Genomic DNA, 20,847 nt, shown 5'->3' on the forward strand with positions numbered 1-20,847 from the left:
CAAAAAATATGACTCACACCCCTTGAGTGAATATTGCCGGATAACGGCGCTTGCGCCTTATCCGGCCTACATGCGCGGGTGCCACTACACGATTTACATCATGACGACGTCGAACTGCTCCTGGTTATACAGCGGTTCGATTTGTACTTTGACCTGTTTGCCGACAAAGATCTCAACTTCCGCCAGCGCATGTGACTCTTCACCTTTCAGGGTTTCAGCCACCGCCGGAGAGGCATAAACCAGGAAACGATCGGAGTCATATGCATGGTGTACGCGAACGATTTCGCGCATGATTTCATAGCATACGGTTTCCACCGTTTTCACCGTACCACGCCCATGGCAGGTCGGACACTCGTTGCACAGTACATGTTCCACGCTTTCACGTGTGCGTTTGCGCGTCATCTCCACCAGGCCCAGCTGTGAAAAACCGTTAATGCTGGTTTTTACGCGATCCTTGCTCAGAGCCTGCTCCAGGGAGTGCAGCACCCGGCGACGGTGATCTTCATTATTCATGTCGATAAAATCGATAATGATAATACCGCCGAGGTTACGCAGACGCAGCTGACGAGCAATGGCCTGCGTTGCTTCAATATTAGTATTAAAGATAGTGTCGTCGAGATTACGATGCCCAACAAACGCGCCGGTGTTGATATCCACGGTGGTCATCGCTTCGGTTTGATCGATGATCAGATAACCGCCGGACTTCAGCTCAACTTTACGTTCCAGCGCGCGCTGGATTTCATTCTCAACGTCAAAGAGATCAAAAATAGGCTGTCGCCCGCTGTAATGTTCCAGCTTGCTGGTCATCTCGGGGATATATTCCGCCGTAAATTCCAGTAACGCCTCATAGGTCAGACGGGAGTCGACGCGGATGCGGTCAAGCTGCGCATCGGCAAAGTCACGCAACACGCGCTGTGCCAGTGCCAATTCACCGTACATCTGGTAGCGCGTTTGCGGGCGCTTTTTACGCTCCATGACTTTCGTCCAGACGCGCTTCAGGTAGGCAGCATCCGAGGCCAGATCCTCTTCACATACGCCTTCCGCCGCCGTGCGAATGATGAAGCCACCCTGCTCATCGCAGTAATCCGCCACCACTTTTTTCAGGCGTTCGCGTTCGGTTTCGCTTTCGATACGTTGGGATACGCCAACGTGCGAAGCCCCCGGCATAAAGACGAGATAACGGGAAGGAAGCGTGATGTCCGTCGTCAGGCGTGCGCCTTTAGTTCCCAACGGATCTTTTACCACCTGCACCATCAGATCCTGCCCCTGGCGCACCAGTTCAGAGATGTCGCGTACGGTGAACTGTTTTTGTTCTTCACCCGCCACGCATTCGGTGTGCGGCATGATGTCAGAAGCGTGAAGAAATGCGGCTTTATCCAGTCCAATATCTACAAAAGCCGCCTGCATACCCGGAAGTACACGACTTACACGACCTTTGTAGATATTGCCTACGATTCCGCGTCGCGCCTCACGTTCAATATGAATTTCCTGCAGAATACCACCATCAATGTAAGCCACCCGAGTTTCCGATGGCGTTACGTTTACCAACAATTCAGCCGTCATGTTTATCCCTTTTCTCACGCAGTGCGTTAAAATTGGTCAGCAACTCATACGTTTCTACCAGCGGTAAGCCGACTACGGCGTGATAGCTGCCATTTATCTTCCTGACAAAACAGCCACCCAACCCTTGAATACCGTATGCACCTGCTTTATCCATTGGTTCACCGCTGGCAACATAGCCCGCGATGTCCTCATCGGTTAGTGCTCTGAATGTCACTTCCGTCACTACCAGGCAGTCCAGACTGTGCTGGCGATCGGCCAGTGCCACGGCCGTCATAACTTGATGCGTTTTGCCCGACAGTTTGCGCAGCATTGCTGCGGCATGGTCGGCGTCGTGAGGTTTTTCCAGCACTTCGCCATTAAGGATAACGATGGTATCCGCACCCAATACCGGCAAATCGCGCTGGGCCAGCGCTACGCCAGCCTGCGCTTTTTCGCGCGCCAGACGGGAAACGTACTGCTGCGCGCTTTCCTGCGGGTGCCGCTGTTCTTCAATCCCAGGGACCAGTCGTTCAAACGTAACACCAAGCTGAGCGAGCAACTCCTGACGACGTGGAGAACCTGAAGCAAGATACAGAGTATTCATATCAACCTTATTGCACCGCAAACTGCTGACGGACTTTACGCATCAGTAAGAATAGCCATGGCCAAAGCACACCATTCACTACACTACTCCAGAACACTTCAGGTCTGAAAGAGACGTTGATCACTAAAAACTCGGCCCAGAAAACAATAATATCCACGACCAGTGATAACAACATGACCACCAGCGCCTGTTGCCAGAGCGCGAGGTTTCGGAATAGCTGGAATTTCAACGCGACCAGATAAGCAATGATACTCATCGACAATGCGCGCACGCCAAGCGTGGAGCCGCTGATGAGATCCAGTATGGCACCCACCACAAATCCCGTGCCCACATTTACGCGATGCGGCAGTGCCAGGATCCAATACAACAAGATGAGCAGCACCCAGTTTGGCCGGAAAACCAGAATGTCATCCGGCCAGGGCATGACTTGCAGCAACAGTGCAATAAGGAACGAGAGCCAAATCACCCAACGTCCCTGGCTACGATAGCTTGCCACTTACTGTCCTCCCGGCTTACGCGGAGCAGGTTGTGGCGGCGTGGTATCTGCGGGCGCTGGAGCCACGCCTGTTGCAGGTGCTGGTATTGGCGCAGGCGGTCCCATGGTATCTGGTGCAGGCAGAACTTGCGGCATCATTTGCATCAGACGTTCATTAGCAACGCGGTGTACTTCTTCCGGCGTCATCGGGTTTGCGCCATTACGATCGGCACCCCACAACAGCAGCAGATAGCGCAGACGCTGCAGACCCGCGGTCGGGCGAGCCTGAATCACGGTATAAGCGCGCTGAGTGTCCAACTTAACGGAAGAAACAACAGCAACCGGATAACCTTCAGGGAAACGTCCACCCAGACCCGAGGTGACCAGCACATCGCCAACGCGAATGTCGGTGTTGGCTGGCAGGTGTTCGAGTTGAAGATCGTCGGTGCAGCCGTTACCCGCAGCGATCACGCGGATATCGTTACGCAGTACCTGAATGGGCAGCGCATGCGTCGCATCGCAAATCAGCAGCACGCGGCTGGTCAATTTAGCCACCGCCACGACCTGACCTACTACGCCTTTGTCGCTAATAACCGGCTGGCCTTCGTAGACGCCGTTAACGCTCCCTTTGTCGATCACCACCTGATCGCTGTAAGGGTCATTAACCGTTGAGATGACCTGCGTCACCATCTTTTGTTCGTCCTGACGCAATGGCGATCCCAGCAGCTCACGCAAACGCGCGTTCTCCTGTTTGTATTGCCCCAGCATCAGCAGTTCGCTGTTTTTCAGCAGCAGTTCCTGACGCAACGCCCGGTTTTCAAGTTCGAGTTGGTCACGCGAAGCCAGCGTTTGCGACACGCCGTCGAGTAATTCACGAGGACCATTTGAGATAAAGTAGAAAGGACTGACGGCGGTATCCATGTACGTTCGGATTTGACTAAACGTACCCAGGCGGCTGTCGGCAATAATAACGCCGAGCGCCACCAGCACCGCCAGAATAAGGCGAATCTGTAGCGACGGGCCACGGCTAAAAATTGGCTTCATAGTCTATGCGTATTCTCGTATCAGAGCGGAAGGGCAACCCGCGGGGGCTACCCAACCTGCATCCGATTACTCTTCGCTGAACAGGTCGCCGCCGTGCATGTCGATCATTTCCAGCGCCTTGCCGCCGCCGCGCGCCACGCAGGTCAGCGGATCTTCAGCAACAACAACTGGAATACCGGTTTCTTCCATTAACAGACGGTCAAGGTTACGCAGCAGCGCACCGCCACCGGTCAGCACCATACCGCGTTCGGAGATATCAGACGCCAGTTCCGGCGGGCACTGTTCCAGTGCAACCATTACTGCGCTCACGATACCGGTCAGTGGTTCCTGCAGGGCTTCCAGAATCTCGTTAGAGTTCAGGGTAAAGCCGCGCGGAACGCCTTCAGCCAGGTTACGACCGCGAACTTCGATTTCGCGCACTTCGTCGCCCGGATAAGCGGAACCGATCTCGTGTTTAATACGTTCTGCGGTCGCTTCACCGATCAGAGAACCGTAGTTACGACGAACATAATTAATGATGGCTTCATCGAAGCGGTCGCCGCCAATACGGACAGAAGAGGAGTAAACCACGCCGTTCAGGGAGATAACGGCAACTTCAGTGGTACCACCACCGATATCCACAACCATTGAACCGGTTGCTTCAGAAACTGGCAGACCCGCACCGATCGCGGCCGCCATCGGCTCTTCGATCAGGAAGACTTCACGAGCACCTGCGCCCTGAGCGGATTCACGGATCGCACGGCGTTCAACCTGAGTTGCTCCAACCGGTACACACACCAGTACGCGCGGGCTTGGGCGCATGAAGCTATTGCTGTGCACTTGCTTAATAAAGTGCTGGAGCATTTTTTCAGTCACGAAGAAGTCAGCGATAACGCCGTCTTTCATTGGGCGAATTGCAGCGATATTGCCCGGCGTACGACCCAGCATCTGCTTCGCATCATGACCTACTGCAGCCACGCTTTTCGGCGAACCGGCACGATCCTGACGAATGGCCACAACAGAAGGCTCATTCAATACGATGCCTTGTCCTTTTACATAAATAAGGGTATTCGCGGTACCCAGGTCAATGGACAGGTCATTGGAAAACATGCCACGAAATTTTTTCAACATACTAAGGGATAATCCTGAAAGCTGGGGCGGAAAACAAAATCCGCTTACTTTACCAACCACACGCAGCAGCGACAAGGCGCAAAAATCATCTGCTACGGTGAAAATTAGTGCAGTTCGTTTCCTTTGTTACAAAACCGGCCTGAGTCCATCAGGGCTGAATAAATCAGCAGCACTCCTCGCTTTTGTTTGCAACCTGTCAAAGGTCATTCACCTGCATGTTTGCTGTTACAACCTGGCGAGCAGGCAAGCACACCCCCAGAAGGCACAGCGCGCGTTATTCTACGTGAAAACAAATTAAACGGCAGGTTAAACCGAGTATCTTTGCGAATATTTTTTCACGTTAGTGTCAAGTGGTTGTGATGCGGCAAAAAAATCTCCTTGCCCACCCGCAACTCCGCGTTCTGTCAGCGTATGCCACTCACTACGCGAACGTACGCCCGTGGCGTAAACCTGCGTGGGTGTTCCCGAACAGGCCTCCACCAGGCTTTGAACCAGAAGCTGATTTTCCGTTCGCTTATCAATGTTCCTCACCAGACTTGGATGAAGCTTCAATAACTCAACGTTAAGCTCTTTGATCCAACTGGTGCTCACCAGCGTTAACCCCGCCTGCGTAACGGCAATACGCACGCCCAGCGCATTCATCAATCTGATGACGGGCTGTAACCGGCTGATATGTTGACAGACATCTGCCTCAGCAAGTTCAATAATTATGCGTTTGCGTAATGATTTTTCGCACTGCATCAGCGTATCACGCAGCCAGCGCTGAAAACGTGGACGAATAAGCGATTCAACCGTTGTCTGCATCGCCAGATTTTCCTGCGGCCAGTAGCCCAAAAGCAGGATCAGACGGCTTATCTGCAAACGGTCATATTCTTCTGCCAGACCAAATTGCAGGACCATCGGCATATATTCCGCCGAAATGACCTCTTCGTTGCCATCAAAAATTCGGCACATCAACTCCCGATGGTGCACCCGGCCTTCACGCGTTACTGCAGGCTTTTGATAAATTCTCGGCCCGCCCCGGCTGAGCATCTGTTCGATCAGCGTTCGCCAGCGTACGTTGCCCCGACCTTTTTCCGGCAGCGAGTCATCATAGACCGACCAGCTATTTCCGCCCTGCAATACCGAATTCCGGGTGGCAGCTTCGGCATGATCCATTACTTGCTCCGGCGACTGACCGCTGCGGCAAACGCAAATGCCAATATGAACCATATCGGCACGATCGATCATTTTATTAGCCGGAAGTGCATCTACCGCTTTTAATAATTGCCCGGCGATGCTTTCCGCCTCTTTCAGAGTACGGTGCGGCAGCAGGATAGCAAAATCGCTACGGTGGTAGCGCGCCAGCAACGCGCCCGGATAGCGCGTCATAAAAGTCGACAACAAATTGATCAGCGTCGAGATTTGTTCTTCCGCTAGGGTGATTCCCCAGCTATCACGCAGCAGCGTAAAGTCCGGCAGGCGCACCATCATCACAACGCCATGCGAGCCTACTTTTTCCTGATCTTCCAGCAGCGTGGCCAGTTGGTTATCAAAGAACAAGCGGTTGCTTAGCCCGGTTTTTGTATCCTGCGCGACATAGGAACGAATCAGCGTATCCAGGCGGCTGCGTTGCTCGCGGGCATTTTGAATTTCAGTCAGCAGCATATCGAGCGCACTGCTGGTACGCGCAGGCCATTCATAGACCGTTCCCCGTACGTTCGGTCCACGTTCGCCGTTCAGAATACGCGTAGAACGGATCTCCAGCAGCTCCTGACCCGAAAGCTGGCGCTGAAGCCAGCGCACAGACAAAAAGAGCATCAGAATAATGAAAGCAATGGCTATCGTGAGCGGTGCGGTGGTCAGTAGCGAATGGAAATAGTTACCCATCGGATCCTGATAAACCAGACGCAATGACATACCCGGATGCTTGACCAACGGTACGGTAATCTCGCGGTAGAGATTGTTTGTCCCTGCCGGTCGGTAGCTGCTGGTGCGTGAGTGGTCATACACCACATTTCCGCCCTGCAACAGTTCGATGCGCACGATATCAACAGAAACCATCAATTCATCGATTTGCGGGGTTAACGCAACGACATCTCTGGAGACCAGATGCGTATCAATCGCCGTCGCGACCGCATGAACGCGCGTGGTGAACTTATATTGAATAGCGTTGTAGAAACTCAGCGAACAGCCGATCAGAGTCACGAAGATCGTTAACCCAGTAAGCAGCGTGACAAAAGCTGAAAATTTCGTCGTTAATCGCATCCTTGTGTTAACTCCGACAGTTATGAAACAGGCCTGAAAGTGATAAATCGACTCTAAAATGCAAAACTGACCGCAAAATCCGCCAATTTATACAAACTGTGAGGGCATACTACCAAATCAGGTATATCTGGCAATTTATTGCGCAGAATCGGCATCATGTTTTGATTAGCGAGTATAGTCTTCATTATTAATTTTCCAATCCACTATACGAATTGAGGACAGGTTATGCAGGCTTTGATCTTAGAACAGCAGGACGGAAAAACCCTCGCATCCGTTCAACCCCTCGACGAAAATCAGCTACCGGAAGGCGATGTAACGGTGGATGTCCACTGGTCAAGCCTGAACTATAAAGACGCCCTGGCTATCACCGGCAAGGGAAAAATCATTCGTAATTTTCCGATGATTCCTGGTATCGATTTCGCTGGTACCGTGCGAGCAAGCGAAGATCCCCGTTTTCATGCGGGTCAGGAGGTTTTACTGACCGGTTGGGGCGTAGGTGAAAATCATTGGGGTGGACTGGCAGAACGCGCACGCGTGAAAGGCGACTGGCTGGTTGCGCTGCCAAAAGGGCTGGATGGACGTAAAGCCATGGTCATCGGTACCGCTGGCTTTACCGCCATGCTTTGCGTCATGGCGCTTGAAGATGCAGGAATTCGTCCGCAAGACGGTGAGATTGTCGTCACTGGTGCCAGCGGAGGCGTGGGCAGCACGGCCGTTGCGTTACTGCATAAGCTGGGTTATCAGGTTGCGGCGGTTTCGGGTCGTGAAAGCACCCACGACTACCTGAAAAGCCTGGGCGCTAATCGTGTTCTTGGCCGCGATGAATTTGCTGAATCTCGCCCGCTGGAAAAACAGCTGTGGGCTGGCGCGGTGGATACCGTTGGCGACAAAGTTCTGGCGAAAGTCCTCGCGCAGATGAACTACGGCGGCTGCGTTGCCGCCTGCGGTCTGGCGGGCGGTTTCGCTCTGCCAACCACGGTGATGCCATTCATTCTGCGTAACGTTCGTTTGCAAGGAGTGGACTCGGTGATGACCCCGCCGGCACGCCGTGCAGAAGCCTGGGCGCGTCTGGTTAAGGATCTGCCGGAATCTTTCTATGCTCAGGCGGCAACGGAAATTACGCTGGCGGATGCGCCGAAGTTCGCCGATGCCATCATCAATAACCAGGTGCAAGGCCGTACGCTGGTGAAGGTGAAGTAACAGACCCTGGCGCAGAAATTTACACTTAATTAACGAAATTTCGCGGCACATCTACAGACTCCCTGCCATATTAACTACGCGTCCCCTGTCAGTTATGACGCGTAAGCCGGGAGTCTGTTATGAAGAAATTACGTCCATTTACAGAAGCCGACGTCACTGACGAGTCGGCTTTTTTTATGCAGCGTCGCCAGGTGCTGAAAGCATTAGGGATCAGCGCAGCCGCGTTGTCTTTACCCCACTCTGCGCAGGCTGACCTTCTGAGTTGGTTTAAGGGTAATGACCGCCCGCCCGCGCCCGCGGGAAAGCCGCTTGATTTCAGCAAGCCCGCCGCCTGGCAAAATTCGCTTCCTTTAACCCCAGCGGATAAAGTTTCTGGCTACAACAACTTCTATGAATTCGGTCTCGACAAAGCGGATCCGGCAGCCAACGCGGGTAGCCTGAAAACCGATCCGTGGACATTAAAAATCAGTGGTGAGGTCGCCAAACCACTCACTCTCGATCACGATACCTTGACCACCCGTTTCCCGCTGGAGCAACGGATTTACCGCATGCGCTGCGTGGAAGCCTGGTCAATGGTCGTGCCGTGGATTGGCTTTCCGTTACATAAACTGTTGGCGCAGGTGGAACCCACCAGCAATGCGAAGTATGTCGCGTTCGAAACGCTGTACGCACCGGAGGAAATGCCAGGACAAAAAGATCGCTTTATTGGCGGCGGGCTGAAGTATCCCTATGTTGAAGGGTTGCGCCTGGATGAAGCGATGCACCCACTCACACTGCTTACCGTGGGGGTTTATGGTAAGGCCCTTCCGCCACAAAATGGCGCGCCCATTCGCTTAATTGTGCCGTGGAAATATGGATTTAAAGGCATTAAGTCGATCGTGAGTATCAAACTCACGCGCGAACGCCCTCCGACAACCTGGAATCTGGCCGCGCCCAATGAATACGGGTTTTATGCCAACGTGAATCCGCATGTCGATCATCCCCGCTGGTCCCAGGCCACAGAGCGTTTTATTGGCGCTGGCGGTATTCTGGACGTACAGCGTCAGCCTACGCTGATGTTTAACGGCTATGCCGAAGAGGTTGCGTCACTGTATCGCGGACTCAATTTGCAGGAGAATTTTTAAGTGCGACTGACCGCAAAGTATATTACCGGGCTGAAAGTTTGCCTGCATCTTGCCGGTTTTTTGCCGTTTATCTGGCTATTTTGGGCGATAAATCACGGCGGCCTGAGCGCCGATCCGGTCAAAGATATCCAGCACTTTACCGGTAGGACAGCTCTGAAATTCTTGCTGGCGACCTTGCTGGTCTCTCCACTCGCGCGCTACGCTAAACAGCCATTATTGATACGCACACGTCGCCTGTTAGGGCTATGGTGTTTCGCCTGGGCAACACTGCATTTAACCAGCTACGCGTTACTGGAACTGGGCATTAATAATCTGGCGTTGTTAGGGCGGGAATTAATTACGCGGCCTTATTTAACCTTGGGCATTGTCAGTTGGGTCATATTATTCGCCCTCACCTTAACGTCCACGCAGGCTGCACAGCGAAAGCTGGGTAAAAACTGGCAGTATTTGCATAACTTCGTCTATCTTGTGGCGATCCTGGCACCCATACATTATCTGTGGTCGGTAAAAATTATCTCCCCTCAACCGATTATTTATGCAGCGCTCGCTGCGGTGCTGTTAGCGTGCCGTTACAAGAAGTTTCGCCAGTGGTGGCGGTAGTTTCACGATATGTGCAGTGCGTTGCAAAACACGGACGATCCGATTTTCTTTACATGTTAACGGTTGATTATCTTCCCTGATAAGACCAGTATTTAGCTGCCAATTGCTACGAAATAGTTATAATGTGCGACTTTGCTATCCCCGGTAGCGTTTTTAAGGCGCTGAAAGGGTGACAATCGCATATTGAAGGTATATTTTGTCTTTTACCCGAAAATGGCAGAAGATAGCCGCACAATGACTAACAAGTCTGGCAATCTCACTTAATGGCAGCAGCACCCAGTGCAGCGCCTGAGATGCGTGGCATCTTGTCACTCACTGTTATAAAAATGCTATACAGACGGCGGTAAAACGCCTGTCACAATCTCACTAAACAAAGAGTACGGAACCCACTCATGGATATTCGTAAGATTAAAAAACTGATCGAGCTGGTTGAAGAATCAGGCATCTCCGAACTGGAAATTTCTGAAGGCGAAGAATCTGTACGCATCAGCCGTGCGGCGCCAGCTGCAAGTTTTCCGATGATGCAACAGGCTTATGCTGCACCAGTGATGCAGCAACCAGCTCTGTCTAACGCTGTCGCACAAACTGCCTCTCCAAGTATGGAAGCTCCGGCAGCAGCGGAAATCAGTGGTCACATCGTACGCTCCCCAATGGTTGGTACGTTCTACCGCACCCCGAGCCCGGATGCTAAAGCGTTCATCGAAATCGGACAGAAAGTGAATGCGGGCGATACCCTGTGCATCGTTGAAGCCATGAAAATGATGAACCAGATCGAAGCCGACAAATCCGGCGTAGTTAAAGCGATTCTGGTAGAAAGTGGTCAACCGGTAGAATTTGACGAGCCGCTGGTCGTCATCGAATAACGAGGCGAACATGTTGGATAAAATTGTTATCGCCAACCGCGGCGAGATTGCCCTGCGTATTCTTCGTGCCTGTAAAGAACTGGGCATCAAGACTGTCGCTGTGCATTCAAGTGCGGATCGCGATTTAAAACACGTATTGCTGGCGGATGAGACGGTCTGTATCGGCCCGGCTCCGTCCGTAAAAAGCTATCTGAACATCCCGGCTATCATCAGCGCCGCTGAAATCACCGGCGCGGTGGCAATTCACCCAGGCTATGGCTTCCTCTCTGAGAACGCCAACTTTGCTGAGCAGGTAGAGCGTTCTGGCTTTATCTTCATCGGCCCGAAAGCCGACACCATCCGCCTGATGGGCGACAAAGTGTCTGCAATCACCGCGATGAAGAAAGCGGGCGTACCGACAGTCCCAGGCTCTGACGGCCCGCTGGGCGATGACATGGACGCTAACCGCGCTCATGCTAAACGCATCGGCTACCCGGTTATCATCAAAGCCTCCGGCGGCGGCGGCGGTCGCGGTATGCGCGTCGTGCGCAGCGATGCCGAACTGGCACAATCCATCTCCATGACCAAAGCGGAAGCAAAAGCCGCTTTCAATAACGACATGGTCTACATGGAGAAATACCTGGAAAACCCACGCCACATTGAAATTCAGGTGCTGGCTGACGGTCAGGGTAACGCAATTTATCTGGCAGAACGTGACTGCTCCATGCAGCGTCGTCACCAGAAAGTTGTCGAAGAAGCACCAGCGCCGGGCATTACCCCGGAACTACGTCGCTACATCGGCGAGCGTTGTGCGAAAGCGTGTGTTGATATCGGCTATCGCGGGGCGGGTACTTTCGAGTTCCTGTTCGAAAACGGCGAGTTCTACTTCATTGAGATGAACACCCGTATTCAGGTTGAACACCCGGTAACCGAAATGATCACCGGCGTTGATCTGATCAAAGAGCAGCTGCGCATCGCAGCGGGTCAACCGCTGTCCATCAAGCAGGACGAAGTTGTGGTTAAAGGCCATGCGGTAGAATGCCGTATCAACGCCGAAGACCCGAACACCTTCCTGCCAAGCCCGGGTAAAATCACGCGTTTCCACGCACCGGGTGGCTTTGGTGTGCGTTGGGAGTCTCATATTTACGCAGGCTACACCGTACCTCCGTACTATGACTCAATGATCGGTAAGCTGATCTGCTATGGCGAAAACCGCGACGTCGCTATCGCCCGTATGAAAAACGCATTGCAGGAACTGATCATCGACGGTATCAAAACCAACGTTGACCTGCAGATCCGTATCATGAATGACGAGCACTTCCAGCACGGTGGAACCAATATCCACTACCTGGAGAAAAAACTCGGACTTCAGGAAAAGTAAGCGTGCGTTAACCGAAAAGGCCGGAAATTCCGGCCTTTTGTTTTTCTCCCCTCCCGCACGTGCCATAAGGTACAATCCCCGCTTTCTTTATCCACAAGGGACAAAAAATGGACGCTCGTTTTGTTCAGGCCCATAAAGAGGCGCGCTGGGCGCTGTGGCTAACCCTTTTATATCTGGTCACATGGTTAGTGGCCGCTTACTTACCAGATTCAACGCTGGGTTTTACCGGCTTACCGCACTGGTTCGAAATGGCCTGCCTGCTAACGCCGCTGGTTTTTATCGTGCTATGCTGGGCGATGGTGAAGTTTATCTATCGCGACATTCCGTTGGAGGATGACGATGCAGCTTGAAGTTATTTTTCCGCTGGTCGCCTATCTTCTGGTGGTCTTCGGTCTCTCAGTTTATGCCATGCGCAAGAGATCGACCGGTACCTTCCTGAATGAATATTTCCTCGGCAGCCGCTCCATGGGCGGCGTCGTGTTAGCGATGACGCTAACGGCAACCTACATTAGCGCCAGCTCGTTTATTGGCGGTCCTGGTGCCGCTTACAAATACGGACTGGGATGGGTGCTGCTAGCGATGATCCAGTTGCCGGCCGTATGGCTCTCATTGGGGATTCTTGGTAAGAAATTCGCCATTCTGGCACGCCGTTATAATGCTGTTACCCTCAACGATATGCTATTTGCACGCTACCAGAGCCGCCTGCTGGTATGGCTGGCAAGCCTCAGCCTGTTGGTCGCGTTTGTCGGGGCAATGACCGTACAGTTTATTGGCGGCGCACGTTTGCTGGAAACCGCAGCGGGTATCCCCTACGAAACCGGTCTGCTGATTTTTGGCGTCAGCATCGCGTTATACACGGCGTTCGGCGGCTTTCGCGCCAGCGTGTTGAACGACACCATGCAGGGCATGGTGATGCTGATTGGTACTATCGTTTTGCTGGTCGGCGTTGTTCATGCTGCCGGTGGCCTCAGCAATGCGGTGGTAACCCTGCAGACTATCGATCCTAAACTGGTTTCGCCGCAGGGCGCTGATGACATTTTGTCACCCACGTTTATGACCTCATTCTGGGTGCTGGTATGCTTTGGCGTGATTGGCCTGCCGCATACGGCGGTACGCTGTATCTCTTATAAAGACAGTAAAGCGGTACACCGCGGCATTATCATCGGCACCATCGTGGTGGCGATCCTGATGTTTGGTATGCATCTGGCGGGCGCCCTGGGACGGGCGGTAATCCCTGACCTGACGGTACCGGATCTGGTAATCCCTACGCTGATGGTCAAAGTCCTGCCGCCGGTCGCTGCCGGGATTTTTCTCGCCGCGCCCATGGCCGCGATCATGTCGACGATCAATGCCCAATTGCTGCAAAGTTCCGCTACGATCATTAAGGATCTGTACCTGAACCTTCGCCCGGAACAGCTGGAAAACGAAACCCGGCTGAAACGCATGTCGGCAGTGATTACCCTGCTGCTGGGCGCGTTACTGTTGCTGGCCGCCTGGAAACCGCCAGAGATGATTATCTGGCTGAATCTGCTGGCGTTTGGCGGGCTGGAAGCCGTCTTCCTGTGGCCGCTGGTGCTGGGCCTCTATTGGGAGCGGGCAAACGCGTCAGGCGCATTGAGCGCGATGATTGTCGGCGGCGTGCTTTATGCTCTACTCGCCACCTTTAACGTTCAGTTCCTGGGCTTCCACCCAATCGTGCCCTCGTTACTGATAAGCTTGCTGGCTTTCTTGATAGGCAACCGTTTCGGTTCCGTCGTCCCGCAAGCCGCCATATTGACTACTGATAAATAAAGAGTTTTGCCATGCCATGGATCCAACTGAAACTGAACACGACCGGTGCCAACGCTGAAGAGTTGAGCGATGCGCTGATGGAAGCGGGCTCCGTTTCCATTACTTTCCAGGATACGCATGATACGCCGGTATTTGAACCTCTGCCGGGCGAGACTCGCCTGTGGGGTGATACCGACGTTATCGGCTTGTTCGATGCAGAAACCGACATGAAAGAAGTGGTTGCCATCCTGGAACAGCATCCGCTGCTGGGTGAAGGCTTCGCGCATAAAATCGAACAGCTCGAAGACAAAGACTGGGAACGCGAATGGATGGATAACTTCCACCCGATGCGCTTTGGTGAACGTCTGTGGATTTGCCCAAGCTGGCGCGATGTCCCGGATGAGAATGCTGTCAACGTGATGCTGGACCCGGGTCTGGCGTTTGGTACAGGCACGCACCCCACTACCTCTCTGTGCCTGCAATGGCTGGACGGTCTTGATCTTAACGGTAAAACGGTTATCGACTTTGGCTGCGGCTCCGGCATTCTTGCTATTGCGGCACTGAAGCTGGGTGCGGCGAAAGCCATTGGCGTGGATATCGACCCGCAAGCGATTCAGGCCAGCCGTGATAACGCCCAGCGTAATGGTGTTTCTGAGCGTCTGGAGCTTTATCTGCCGAAAGACCAGCCAGAGGCGATGAAAGCCGACGTGGTGGTCGCCAACATCCTTGCTGGCCCATTACGTGAACTGGCTCCGTTAATCAGCGTACTGCCCGTTGAGGGCGGTTTGCTGGGGCTTTCTGGTATTCTTGCCAGCCAGGCGGAAAGCGTCTGTGAAGCCTATGCCGATCTCTTTACGCTCGATCCGGTTATCGAGAAAGAAGAGTGGTGTCGCATTACCGGCCAGAAAAAATAATCCCTTCCGGCGTGGTTATCTGACCACGCCATTTTCAGACAATTGACCAGCATACCGACACTTTCCTCAGCGATATAATAATCAATTGATTTTGTTATTTTTTATATTGATTCTCGTTGAGTAAACGTATGCGTTTCAACTGTTTTACAACAACTTTGCTGGCAGCATGCATGATGCCACTGACCACGCTGGCCGTACCATGGGGATATACCGAAGAAAACGGCCCCGCACGGTGGGGAGAAATCAGCAAAGCGTATGCAACGTGCCAGACAGGCATAAACCAATCCCCCATAGACATCCAGACCACCACAACCAGTAAACTCGGTCTCCCCGCGCTGAACATGCAGTACGTCGATGGCCCAACTAGATTTCGGAGCATTAACCATACGTTGCAAGCAACGATGAGTAGCTACGCATCTAATTCTATTGAAATTGATGAAACGCTTTATTATTTAAAACAATTTGATTTTCATGCCCCGAGCGAACATACCCTCAACGGTAAAACCTATCCGCTGGAGCTGCAGCTGGTCCACAAAAATCAATCCGGAGACATCGCTATCGTGGCGGTTATGTTTGATATCGGCGAACCAAACCAGGCGATTCAAAATTTGTGGGAGTCCTTTCCAACCATGGAGGACAGCAGCATGGCCATCTTCTCGCCGGTCGATATCCGCCAGCTTTTACCCGACAATAAAACCTACTGGCGCTACCGTGGTTCGTTAACAACGCCTCCCTGCACCGAAGGCGTCACCTGGACTGTCCTGAAAACGCCTGTTGCTCTTTCTGCCGAACAGATGGATAAATTCCACTACATTGTTGGGACGGCAAACAATCGCCCGCTGCAGCCGTTGAATGAACGCAAGATTACGGACAGCTATTCTGGGGATACCGAGATCCTGTACTAAAATGAGGTAGCGATCACACAATGACGAGGTAATTTGCTGATTAATTCAGCAGAATATCTTGTCAGTACCGTCTGCAGCTGAAGAAAAAATGAGAAGTTACGCAAAATTATATGTGTATATAAAATCGACACATTTTTATAATGCGATGATTTATATGATTAAATATTTTCATGCGTTCACATTTACGGCAATTCATTGATCCACCTCAGTGGATTGGTCAAAGTTTGGCCTTTCATCTCGTGCGAAAAATGCGTAATATACGCCGCCTTGCAGTCACAGTATGGTCATTTCTTAACTCATGCGCATCGGACAATACCAGCTCAGAAATCGCCTGATCGCAGCACCTATGGCTGGCATCACTGACAGACCATTCAGGACGCTGTGCTATGAGATGGGAGCAGGATTGACAGTATCCGAGATGATGTCTTCTAACCCGCAGGTTTGGGAAAGTGATAAGTCTCGTTTACGGATGGTGCACGTTGATGAGCCAGGAATTCGCACGGTGCAAATTGCCGGTAGCGACCCTGTTGAGATGGCCGATGCCGCACGTATTAACGTGGAAAGCGGCGCCCAGATTATTGATATCAATATGGGGTGTCCGGCTAAAAAAGTGAATCGCAAGCTCGCAGGTTCAGCCCTCTTGCAGTACCCGGATTTAGTGAAATCGATACTAACCGAGGTCGTCAATGCAGTGGACGTTCCTGTCACACTCAAGATTCGCACCGGCTGGGCTCCGGAACACCGTAACTGCGTAGAGATTGCCCAACTGGCTGAAGACTGTGGCATTCAGGCTCTGACCATTCATGGACGCACCCGCGCCTGTTTGTTCAATGGAGATGCTGAGTACGACAGTATTCGGGCAGTTAAGCAGAAAGTTTCCATTCCGATTATCGCGAATGGCGACATTACTGACCCGCATAAAGCCAGAGCTGTACTCGACTATACGGGGGCGGATGCCCTGATGATAGGACGTGCAGCTCAGGGAAGACCCTGGATCTTTCGGGAAATCCAGCATTATCTGGACACTGGGGAGCTGCTGCCCCCGCTGCCTCTGGCAGAGGTGAAGCGCTTGCTTTGTGCGCATATTCGGGAACTGCACGACTTTTATGGTCAGGCAAAAGGGTACCGAATTGCGCGTAAACACGTATCCTGGTATCTCCAGGAACACGCTCCGGATGACCAGTTTCGGCGCACATTCAACGCCATTGAAGATTCCAGCGAACAGCTGGCGGCGTTGGAGGCATACTTCGAAAATTTTGCGTAAACAGAAATAAAGAGCTGACAGAACTATGTTCGAACAACGCGTAAATTCTGACGTACTGACCGTTTCTACCGTTAACTCTCAGGACCAGGTAACTCAAAAGCCCCTGCGTGACTCGGTTAAACAGGCACTGAAGAACTATTTTGCTCAATTGAATGGTCAGGATGTGAATGATCTCTATGAGCTGGTACTGGCTGAAGTAGAACAGCCCCTGTTGGACATGGTGATGCAATACACCCGCGGTAACCAGACCCGTGCTGCCCTGATGATGGGCATCAACCGTGGTACGCTGCGTAAAAAACTGAAAAAATACGGCATGAACTGATACTAATCAGTTAAATGTTTGTTTTAAAAGGCGCTACTCGGCATGGGGAAGCGCCTTTTTTATTGACGTCACACGGGAGGCTTTGGCGATGAACGCGAGATGTGAACCTGTCTATTTTGGCGATGAATCTAAAAAGATAATCCTGGGTGACGCGCTAACTGAACTGAAAAAACTGCCGTCTGAAAGCGTCGAACTCATTTTTGCTGACCCTCCTTATAACATCGGGAAAGACTTTGACGGGATGGTGGAATCCTGGGACGAAGAGGCCTTTCTGGCGTGGTTGTTTGAGTGCATCGACGAGTGCCATCGCATCCTCAAACCACACGGCACCATGTACATCATGAACAGTACGGAGAACATGCCGTACATCGACCTCAAATGCCGCCCGCTTTTTACCATCAAGAGTCGTATCGTGTGGTCATACGATAGCTCAGGGGTACAGGCCAAAAATTACTTTGGTTCGATGTATGAACCGATCCTGATGATGGTAAAAGATCAGAAAAACTACACATTTAATCGTGACGATATTCTGGTTGAAGCCAAAACTGGCGCTAAACGCGCGCTAATAGACTACAGAAAAAACCCGCCGCAGCCCTACAATCAGAAAAAAGTGCCGGGCAATGTCTGGGAGTTCCCACGCGTACGCTATCTGATGGACGAATACGAAAACCACCCCACCCAGAAACCCAAAGCCCTCCTGGAGCGTATAATTCTCGCGTCCTCGAACCCAGATGACAAGGTACTGGATCCGTTTGCCGGCAGCTTCACCACCGGAGCTACCGCCGTGGAATTGGGTCGCAAGTTTGTCGGGATTGAGATCAATACTGAATACGTAAAAATGGGACTCAGAAGACTGAGTATCGGTTCTCATTTTTCAGAAATTGAGCTTGCCAAGGTGAAAAAACGTAAGACAAAAAACCTGTCTAAAAAGAGTCGATTGACGGCAAAGAGTGGCGATCTTTCAACAAAGTAAAGGCATTGTAAGTCTGCTTTTCAGCTTAAAAATTTCGTGTATATTCCCTGCACACTTGGGCATGAATACACAGGGTTTAGGAATGATTCGCAAGTATTGGTGGCTGGTTGTTTTTGCGGTCTTCGTTTTTCTTTTTGATGCGCTGCTCATCCAATGGATAGAGCTGATGACAACAGAGCACGACAAGTGCCGGAATATGAACTCAGTGAATCCCCTTAAGCTGGTCAACTGCGTCGACCTCGAATAGCACCTCAGATAACACTTCGACAGCCGTCAGCCTCTGGCGGTAAAAACTATCCGACCTGGTTTTCACTCTGCATTAATTGCATTACGCAGCCGTCCGGGCTTAACATTTTTAATACATTATCAACTAATGCTGGCGCTTGCCCATACAGATCATAACTCTCTGGATTCATTAACCAGTTTTTTATTATTCCGCTAAAGCTACCATGCAAAATAATGATGATAACGTCTAAATCCAAGCTGGTGGCAATCAAATTTTCATCTATGCATCGTTGGAGAGAATCGCGAATACTTTGGTGGCTGATACCTATTTTATCGCGAATAGCCTGCTCAGATATCATATCGTTATGAAATTCGCACTTATGATATAAAATCTGCATTAATGCCTGCTGACGAGGGTTCTCTGCAATATATTGTAACCCCACCACAAACTTTTCTCGCAATCGCTGTAAAGGGTTATCACCCCAACGACCAATTAGCTTGTCCTGAATAAGATCGCGTAAAGGTGGTTGTTGTAACCATAGCTCATTAAACAATTGAGTTTTATTTTCGAAATGCCAATAGAGCGCGCCACGCGTCACGCTGGCGGCATCCGCAATGTCGTTTAGCGTCGTATTGCTTACGCCACGTGCGGCAAACTGTACAATCGCCGTTTCTATCAGGTGCTGCCGCGTTTTGAGGGCATCAGCTTTCGTTTTTCTGGCCATGGTTCCGACTGTCTGAGGTAGAGTAGAGAATGATTAACTTTCTTATCTAATATTTGCGATACGGAACAAATGTATCACTTAGCATTTATTTAAACGAGTTCTAAAAAATATTATTACGGACTTTGCACACGAATAAACAAAACGAATACCAACAACAAATATATTCATAAACCAAATGTTTATTTCAATTTGTGTTTATACGAATCATAGTATTGCTATTAACACCACAATGAAACAGCTGTCGATTAATCTTTTTTTGCTTTTACGTGCCGTGTATCGTGCCCATAAATAAGTATTGCTTACATCGCAAGCTAATAATTTGTAGGATAGCCAACTATTATTTTTCTTGTGCGCGTTATCGCCCCCTGCTTTACCCGGTTAATAACGAGCGTTCGGTTTTTTAAGGAATAGAAATGACGAAAAATGCCAGGTTTTCACTCCTGCCCTCATTCATCATCGTCTCCGCTGCATTACTCGCCGGTTGTAACGATCAGGGAGAAAAACAAGCTCATCCCGCAGAACCGCAGGTGACTGTCCATGTCGTCGAAAAGGCTCCTTTAGCCGTAACGACCGAATTACCCGGGCGCACAACGGCATTCCGAATTGCAGAAGTTCGTCCCCAGGTCAGCGGGATAGTGCTTAAACGGAATTTCACTGAGGGAAGCGATATTGAAGCCGGACAGTCACTTTATCAGATCGATCCCGCGACTTATCAGGCTGACTATGACAGCGCCAAAGGTGAACTGGCGAAGAGTGAAGCGGCGGCTGCAATCGCGCATTTAACGGTAAAACGCTATGTGCCGTTGGTTGGCACCAAGTACATCAGCCAGCAAGAGTACGATCAGGCAATTGCTGATGCTCGTCAGGCCGATGCCTCCGTGATCGCGGCAAAAGCGGCGGTCGAAAGCGCGCGTATCAATCTGGCCTATACCAAAGTGACATCGCCAATTAGCGGACGCATCGGTAAATCTAACGTCACCGAAGGTGCATTAGTCACGAATGGCCAAGCTACAGAGCTTGCTACCGTTCAACAGCTCGATCCCATTTACGTCGACGTGACACAGTCCAGTAACGACTTTATGCGCCTCAAACAGTCCGTTGAACAAGGGAGTCTGCATAAAGACAGCGCCAGCAGTACTGTCGAACTGGTGATGGAAAATGGTCAGTCATACCCGCTAAAAGGTTCTTTGCAGTTTTCTGATGTGACGGTTGATGAAAGCACCGGCTCAATCACCCTCAGAGCCGTGTTCCCTAACCCACAGCACACGCTGTTGCCGGGCATGTTTGTGCGCGCACGCATTGATGAAGGCGTCCAGCCGAATGCCATTCTCGTTCCGCAGCAGGGGGTAACGCGTACTCCTCGCGGTGATGCCACCGTAATGGTCGTTAACGACAAGAGTCAGGTTGAGTCTCGCGCAGTCGTTGCCGCACAAGCTATTGGTGACAAGTGGCTCATCAGCGAAGGCCTGCAACCGGGTGACAAAGTTATCGTGAGCGGCTTACAGAAAGCACGTCCAGGCGTTCAGGTTAAAGCAACCGCCGATACCGAAACCCCTGCCACGAAAGCCCAATAAGGTAAC

Annotated in this window: 21 protein-coding genes; 14 read left to right on the top strand and 7 right to left on the bottom strand. The window is 51.5% G+C overall.

The genetic code is table 11. From position 1 onward, the window contains the following. Positions 1-93: 93 nt before the first annotated feature. The 6 genes from rng to csrD all read right to left on the bottom strand — a co-directional run bounded on the left by rng (position 94) and on the right by csrD (position 7,022). Complete coding sequence (gene rng / locus SK38_RS19790) at positions 94-1,563, bottom strand: ribonuclease G (protein ID WP_003025190.1); 1,470 nt, start codon at positions 1,561-1,563, stop codon at positions 94-96. Next, complete coding sequence (locus SK38_RS19795) at positions 1,553-2,146, bottom strand: Maf family protein (RefSeq protein ID WP_008785959.1); 594 nt, start codon at positions 2,144-2,146, stop codon at positions 1,553-1,555. Before SK38_RS19795 ends, rng begins: the two co-directional genes overlap by 11 nt. Before the next feature lie 7 nt (positions 2,147-2,153). Then, on the bottom strand, positions 2,154-2,642 hold the full coding sequence (gene mreD, locus SK38_RS19800) for a rod shape-determining protein MreD (protein WP_003025196.1): 489 nt from the start codon (positions 2,640-2,642) through the stop codon (positions 2,154-2,156). After that, positions 2,643-3,665 (bottom strand): rod shape-determining protein MreC, encoded by a 1,023-nt coding sequence (gene mreC / locus SK38_RS19805; protein ID WP_008785960.1) that lies wholly within the window; start codon positions 3,663-3,665, stop codon positions 2,643-2,645. A 66-nt stretch (positions 3,666-3,731) separates the two neighbouring features. Continuing rightward, positions 3,732-4,775, bottom strand: a complete 1,044-nt coding sequence (mreB, locus tag SK38_RS19810) for a rod shape-determining protein MreB (RefSeq protein ID WP_000913396.1) — start codon at positions 4,773-4,775, stop codon at positions 3,732-3,734. Positions 4,776-5,081: 306 nt separating this feature from the next. Further along, on the bottom strand, positions 5,082-7,022 hold the full coding sequence (gene csrD / locus SK38_RS19815; RefSeq protein ID WP_048236872.1) for an RNase E specificity factor CsrD: 1,941 nt from the start codon (positions 7,020-7,022) through the stop codon (positions 5,082-5,084). Positions 7,023-7,247: 225 nt separating this feature from the next. Here csrD and acuI point away from each other — a divergent pair, with 225 nt between their 5' ends. The 13 genes from acuI (at position 7,248) to SK38_RS24405 (ending at position 18,564) form a co-directional block, all read left to right on the top strand. Beyond that, positions 7,248-8,222, top strand: a complete 975-nt coding sequence (acuI, locus tag SK38_RS19820; RefSeq protein WP_048236873.1) for an acrylyl-CoA reductase (NADPH) — start codon at positions 7,248-7,250, stop codon at positions 8,220-8,222. A 119-nt stretch (positions 8,223-8,341) separates the two neighbouring features. Continuing rightward, complete coding sequence (msrP, locus tag SK38_RS19825; RefSeq protein ID WP_048236875.1) at positions 8,342-9,346, top strand: protein-methionine-sulfoxide reductase catalytic subunit MsrP; 1,005 nt, start codon at positions 8,342-8,344, stop codon at positions 9,344-9,346. Beyond that, a complete protein-coding gene (gene msrQ / locus SK38_RS19830) occupies positions 9,347-9,946 on the top strand; it encodes a protein-methionine-sulfoxide reductase heme-binding subunit MsrQ (RefSeq protein ID WP_048236876.1) in 600 nt (199 codons plus the stop codon). A gap of 392 nt (positions 9,947-10,338) precedes the next feature. Beyond that, a complete protein-coding gene (accB, locus tag SK38_RS19835) occupies positions 10,339-10,809 on the top strand; it encodes an acetyl-CoA carboxylase biotin carboxyl carrier protein (protein ID WP_003025210.1) in 471 nt (156 codons plus the stop codon). 10 nt (positions 10,810-10,819) lie between these two features. Continuing rightward, positions 10,820-12,169, top strand: coding sequence for an acetyl-CoA carboxylase biotin carboxylase subunit (gene accC, locus SK38_RS19840; RefSeq protein WP_003828838.1), 1,350 nt, complete (start codon positions 10,820-10,822; stop codon positions 12,167-12,169). Positions 12,170-12,276: 107 nt separating this feature from the next. Beyond that, positions 12,277-12,519: a YhdT family protein gene (locus SK38_RS19845; protein ID WP_003828839.1), complete on the top strand. Its 243-nt coding sequence runs from the start codon at positions 12,277-12,279 to the stop codon at positions 12,517-12,519. After that, positions 12,509-13,960, top strand: a complete 1,452-nt coding sequence (gene panF / locus SK38_RS19850) for a sodium/pantothenate symporter (RefSeq protein WP_048236877.1) — start codon at positions 12,509-12,511, stop codon at positions 13,958-13,960. The genes SK38_RS19845 and panF overlap by 11 nt, the downstream gene beginning before the upstream one ends. Positions 13,961-13,971: 11 nt before the next feature. Next, positions 13,972-14,853 (top strand): 50S ribosomal protein L11 methyltransferase, encoded by an 882-nt coding sequence (gene prmA / locus SK38_RS19855; RefSeq protein ID WP_003025221.1) that lies wholly within the window; start codon positions 13,972-13,974, stop codon positions 14,851-14,853. Positions 14,854-15,023: 170 nt separating this feature from the next. After that, a complete protein-coding gene (locus SK38_RS19860; RefSeq protein ID WP_231587330.1) occupies positions 15,024-15,758 on the top strand; it encodes a carbonic anhydrase in 735 nt (244 codons plus the stop codon). Between the two features lie 298 nt (positions 15,759-16,056). Further along, positions 16,057-17,022 (top strand): tRNA dihydrouridine synthase DusB, encoded by a 966-nt coding sequence (gene dusB, locus SK38_RS19865; protein WP_008785970.1) that lies wholly within the window; start codon positions 16,057-16,059, stop codon positions 17,020-17,022. A gap of 25 nt (positions 17,023-17,047) precedes the next feature. Next, on the top strand, positions 17,048-17,344 hold the full coding sequence (fis, locus tag SK38_RS19870) for a DNA-binding transcriptional regulator Fis (protein WP_000462905.1): 297 nt from the start codon (positions 17,048-17,050) through the stop codon (positions 17,342-17,344). An 88-nt stretch (positions 17,345-17,432) separates the two neighbouring features. Further along, positions 17,433-18,317 (top strand): adenine-specific DNA-methyltransferase, encoded by an 885-nt coding sequence (yhdJ, locus tag SK38_RS19875; protein ID WP_008785971.1) that lies wholly within the window; start codon positions 17,433-17,435, stop codon positions 18,315-18,317. A gap of 82 nt (positions 18,318-18,399) precedes the next feature. Next, positions 18,400-18,564, top strand: coding sequence for a DUF2556 family protein (locus SK38_RS24405; protein ID WP_003025279.1), 165 nt, complete (start codon positions 18,400-18,402; stop codon positions 18,562-18,564). A gap of 46 nt (positions 18,565-18,610) precedes the next feature. On the opposite strand, the gene envR is transcribed toward SK38_RS24405, so the two are convergent. After that, entirely contained in the window at positions 18,611-19,267 is a 657-nt protein-coding gene (gene envR / locus SK38_RS19885) for an acrEF/envCD operon transcriptional regulator (RefSeq protein ID WP_048236880.1), read from the bottom strand. Positions 19,268-19,680: 413 nt separating this feature from the next. Between envR and SK38_RS19890 the strand changes: the two genes are divergently transcribed. Further along, positions 19,681-20,841: an efflux RND transporter periplasmic adaptor subunit gene (locus SK38_RS19890; protein WP_048236881.1), complete on the top strand. Its 1,161-nt coding sequence runs from the start codon at positions 19,681-19,683 to the stop codon at positions 20,839-20,841. Positions 20,842-20,847 lie beyond the last annotated feature (6 nt).

It is taken from the genome of Citrobacter sp. MGH110, assembly GCF_001037515.1.
In the GTDB taxonomy this organism is placed as follows: domain Bacteria; phylum Pseudomonadota; class Gammaproteobacteria; order Enterobacterales; family Enterobacteriaceae; genus Citrobacter; species Citrobacter portucalensis.

Excerpts from the sequence above, each read along its gene's own strand:
- rng (WP_003025190.1), bottom strand. The coding sequence starts at position 1,563 with ATGACGGCTGAATTGTTGGTAAACGTAACGCCATCGGAAACTCGGGTG.
- SK38_RS19795 (WP_008785959.1), bottom strand. The coding sequence starts at position 2,146 with ATGAATACTCTGTATCTTGCTTCAGGTTCTCCACGTCGTCAGGAGTTG.
- mreC (WP_008785960.1), bottom strand. The coding sequence starts at position 3,665 with ATGAAGCCAATTTTTAGCCGTGGCCCGTCGCTACAGATTCGCCTTATT.
- mreB (WP_000913396.1), bottom strand. The coding sequence starts at position 4,775 with ATGTTGAAAAAATTTCGTGGCATGTTTTCCAATGACCTGTCCATTGAC.
- csrD (WP_048236872.1), bottom strand. The coding sequence starts at position 7,022 with ATGCGATTAACGACGAAATTTTCAGCTTTTGTCACGCTGCTTACTGGG.
- acuI (WP_048236873.1), top strand. The coding sequence starts at position 7,248 with ATGCAGGCTTTGATCTTAGAACAGCAGGACGGAAAAACCCTCGCATCC.
- msrP (WP_048236875.1), top strand. The coding sequence starts at position 8,342 with ATGAAGAAATTACGTCCATTTACAGAAGCCGACGTCACTGACGAGTCG.
- accB (WP_003025210.1), top strand. The coding sequence starts at position 10,339 with ATGGATATTCGTAAGATTAAAAAACTGATCGAGCTGGTTGAAGAATCA.
- accC (WP_003828838.1), top strand. The coding sequence starts at position 10,820 with ATGTTGGATAAAATTGTTATCGCCAACCGCGGCGAGATTGCCCTGCGT.
- SK38_RS19845 (WP_003828839.1), top strand. The coding sequence starts at position 12,277 with ATGGACGCTCGTTTTGTTCAGGCCCATAAAGAGGCGCGCTGGGCGCTG.
- panF (WP_048236877.1), top strand. The coding sequence starts at position 12,509 with ATGCAGCTTGAAGTTATTTTTCCGCTGGTCGCCTATCTTCTGGTGGTC.
- prmA (WP_003025221.1), top strand. The coding sequence starts at position 13,972 with ATGCCATGGATCCAACTGAAACTGAACACGACCGGTGCCAACGCTGAA.
- SK38_RS19860 (WP_231587330.1), top strand. The coding sequence starts at position 15,024 with ATGATGCCACTGACCACGCTGGCCGTACCATGGGGATATACCGAAGAA.
- dusB (WP_008785970.1), top strand. The coding sequence starts at position 16,057 with ATGCGCATCGGACAATACCAGCTCAGAAATCGCCTGATCGCAGCACCT.
- fis (WP_000462905.1), top strand. The coding sequence starts at position 17,048 with ATGTTCGAACAACGCGTAAATTCTGACGTACTGACCGTTTCTACCGTT.
- yhdJ (WP_008785971.1), top strand. The coding sequence starts at position 17,433 with ATGAACGCGAGATGTGAACCTGTCTATTTTGGCGATGAATCTAAAAAG.
- SK38_RS24405 (WP_003025279.1), top strand. The coding sequence starts at position 18,400 with ATGATTCGCAAGTATTGGTGGCTGGTTGTTTTTGCGGTCTTCGTTTTT.
- envR (WP_048236880.1), bottom strand. The coding sequence starts at position 19,267 with ATGGCCAGAAAAACGAAAGCTGATGCCCTCAAAACGCGGCAGCACCTG.
- SK38_RS19890 (WP_048236881.1), top strand. The coding sequence starts at position 19,681 with ATGACGAAAAATGCCAGGTTTTCACTCCTGCCCTCATTCATCATCGTC.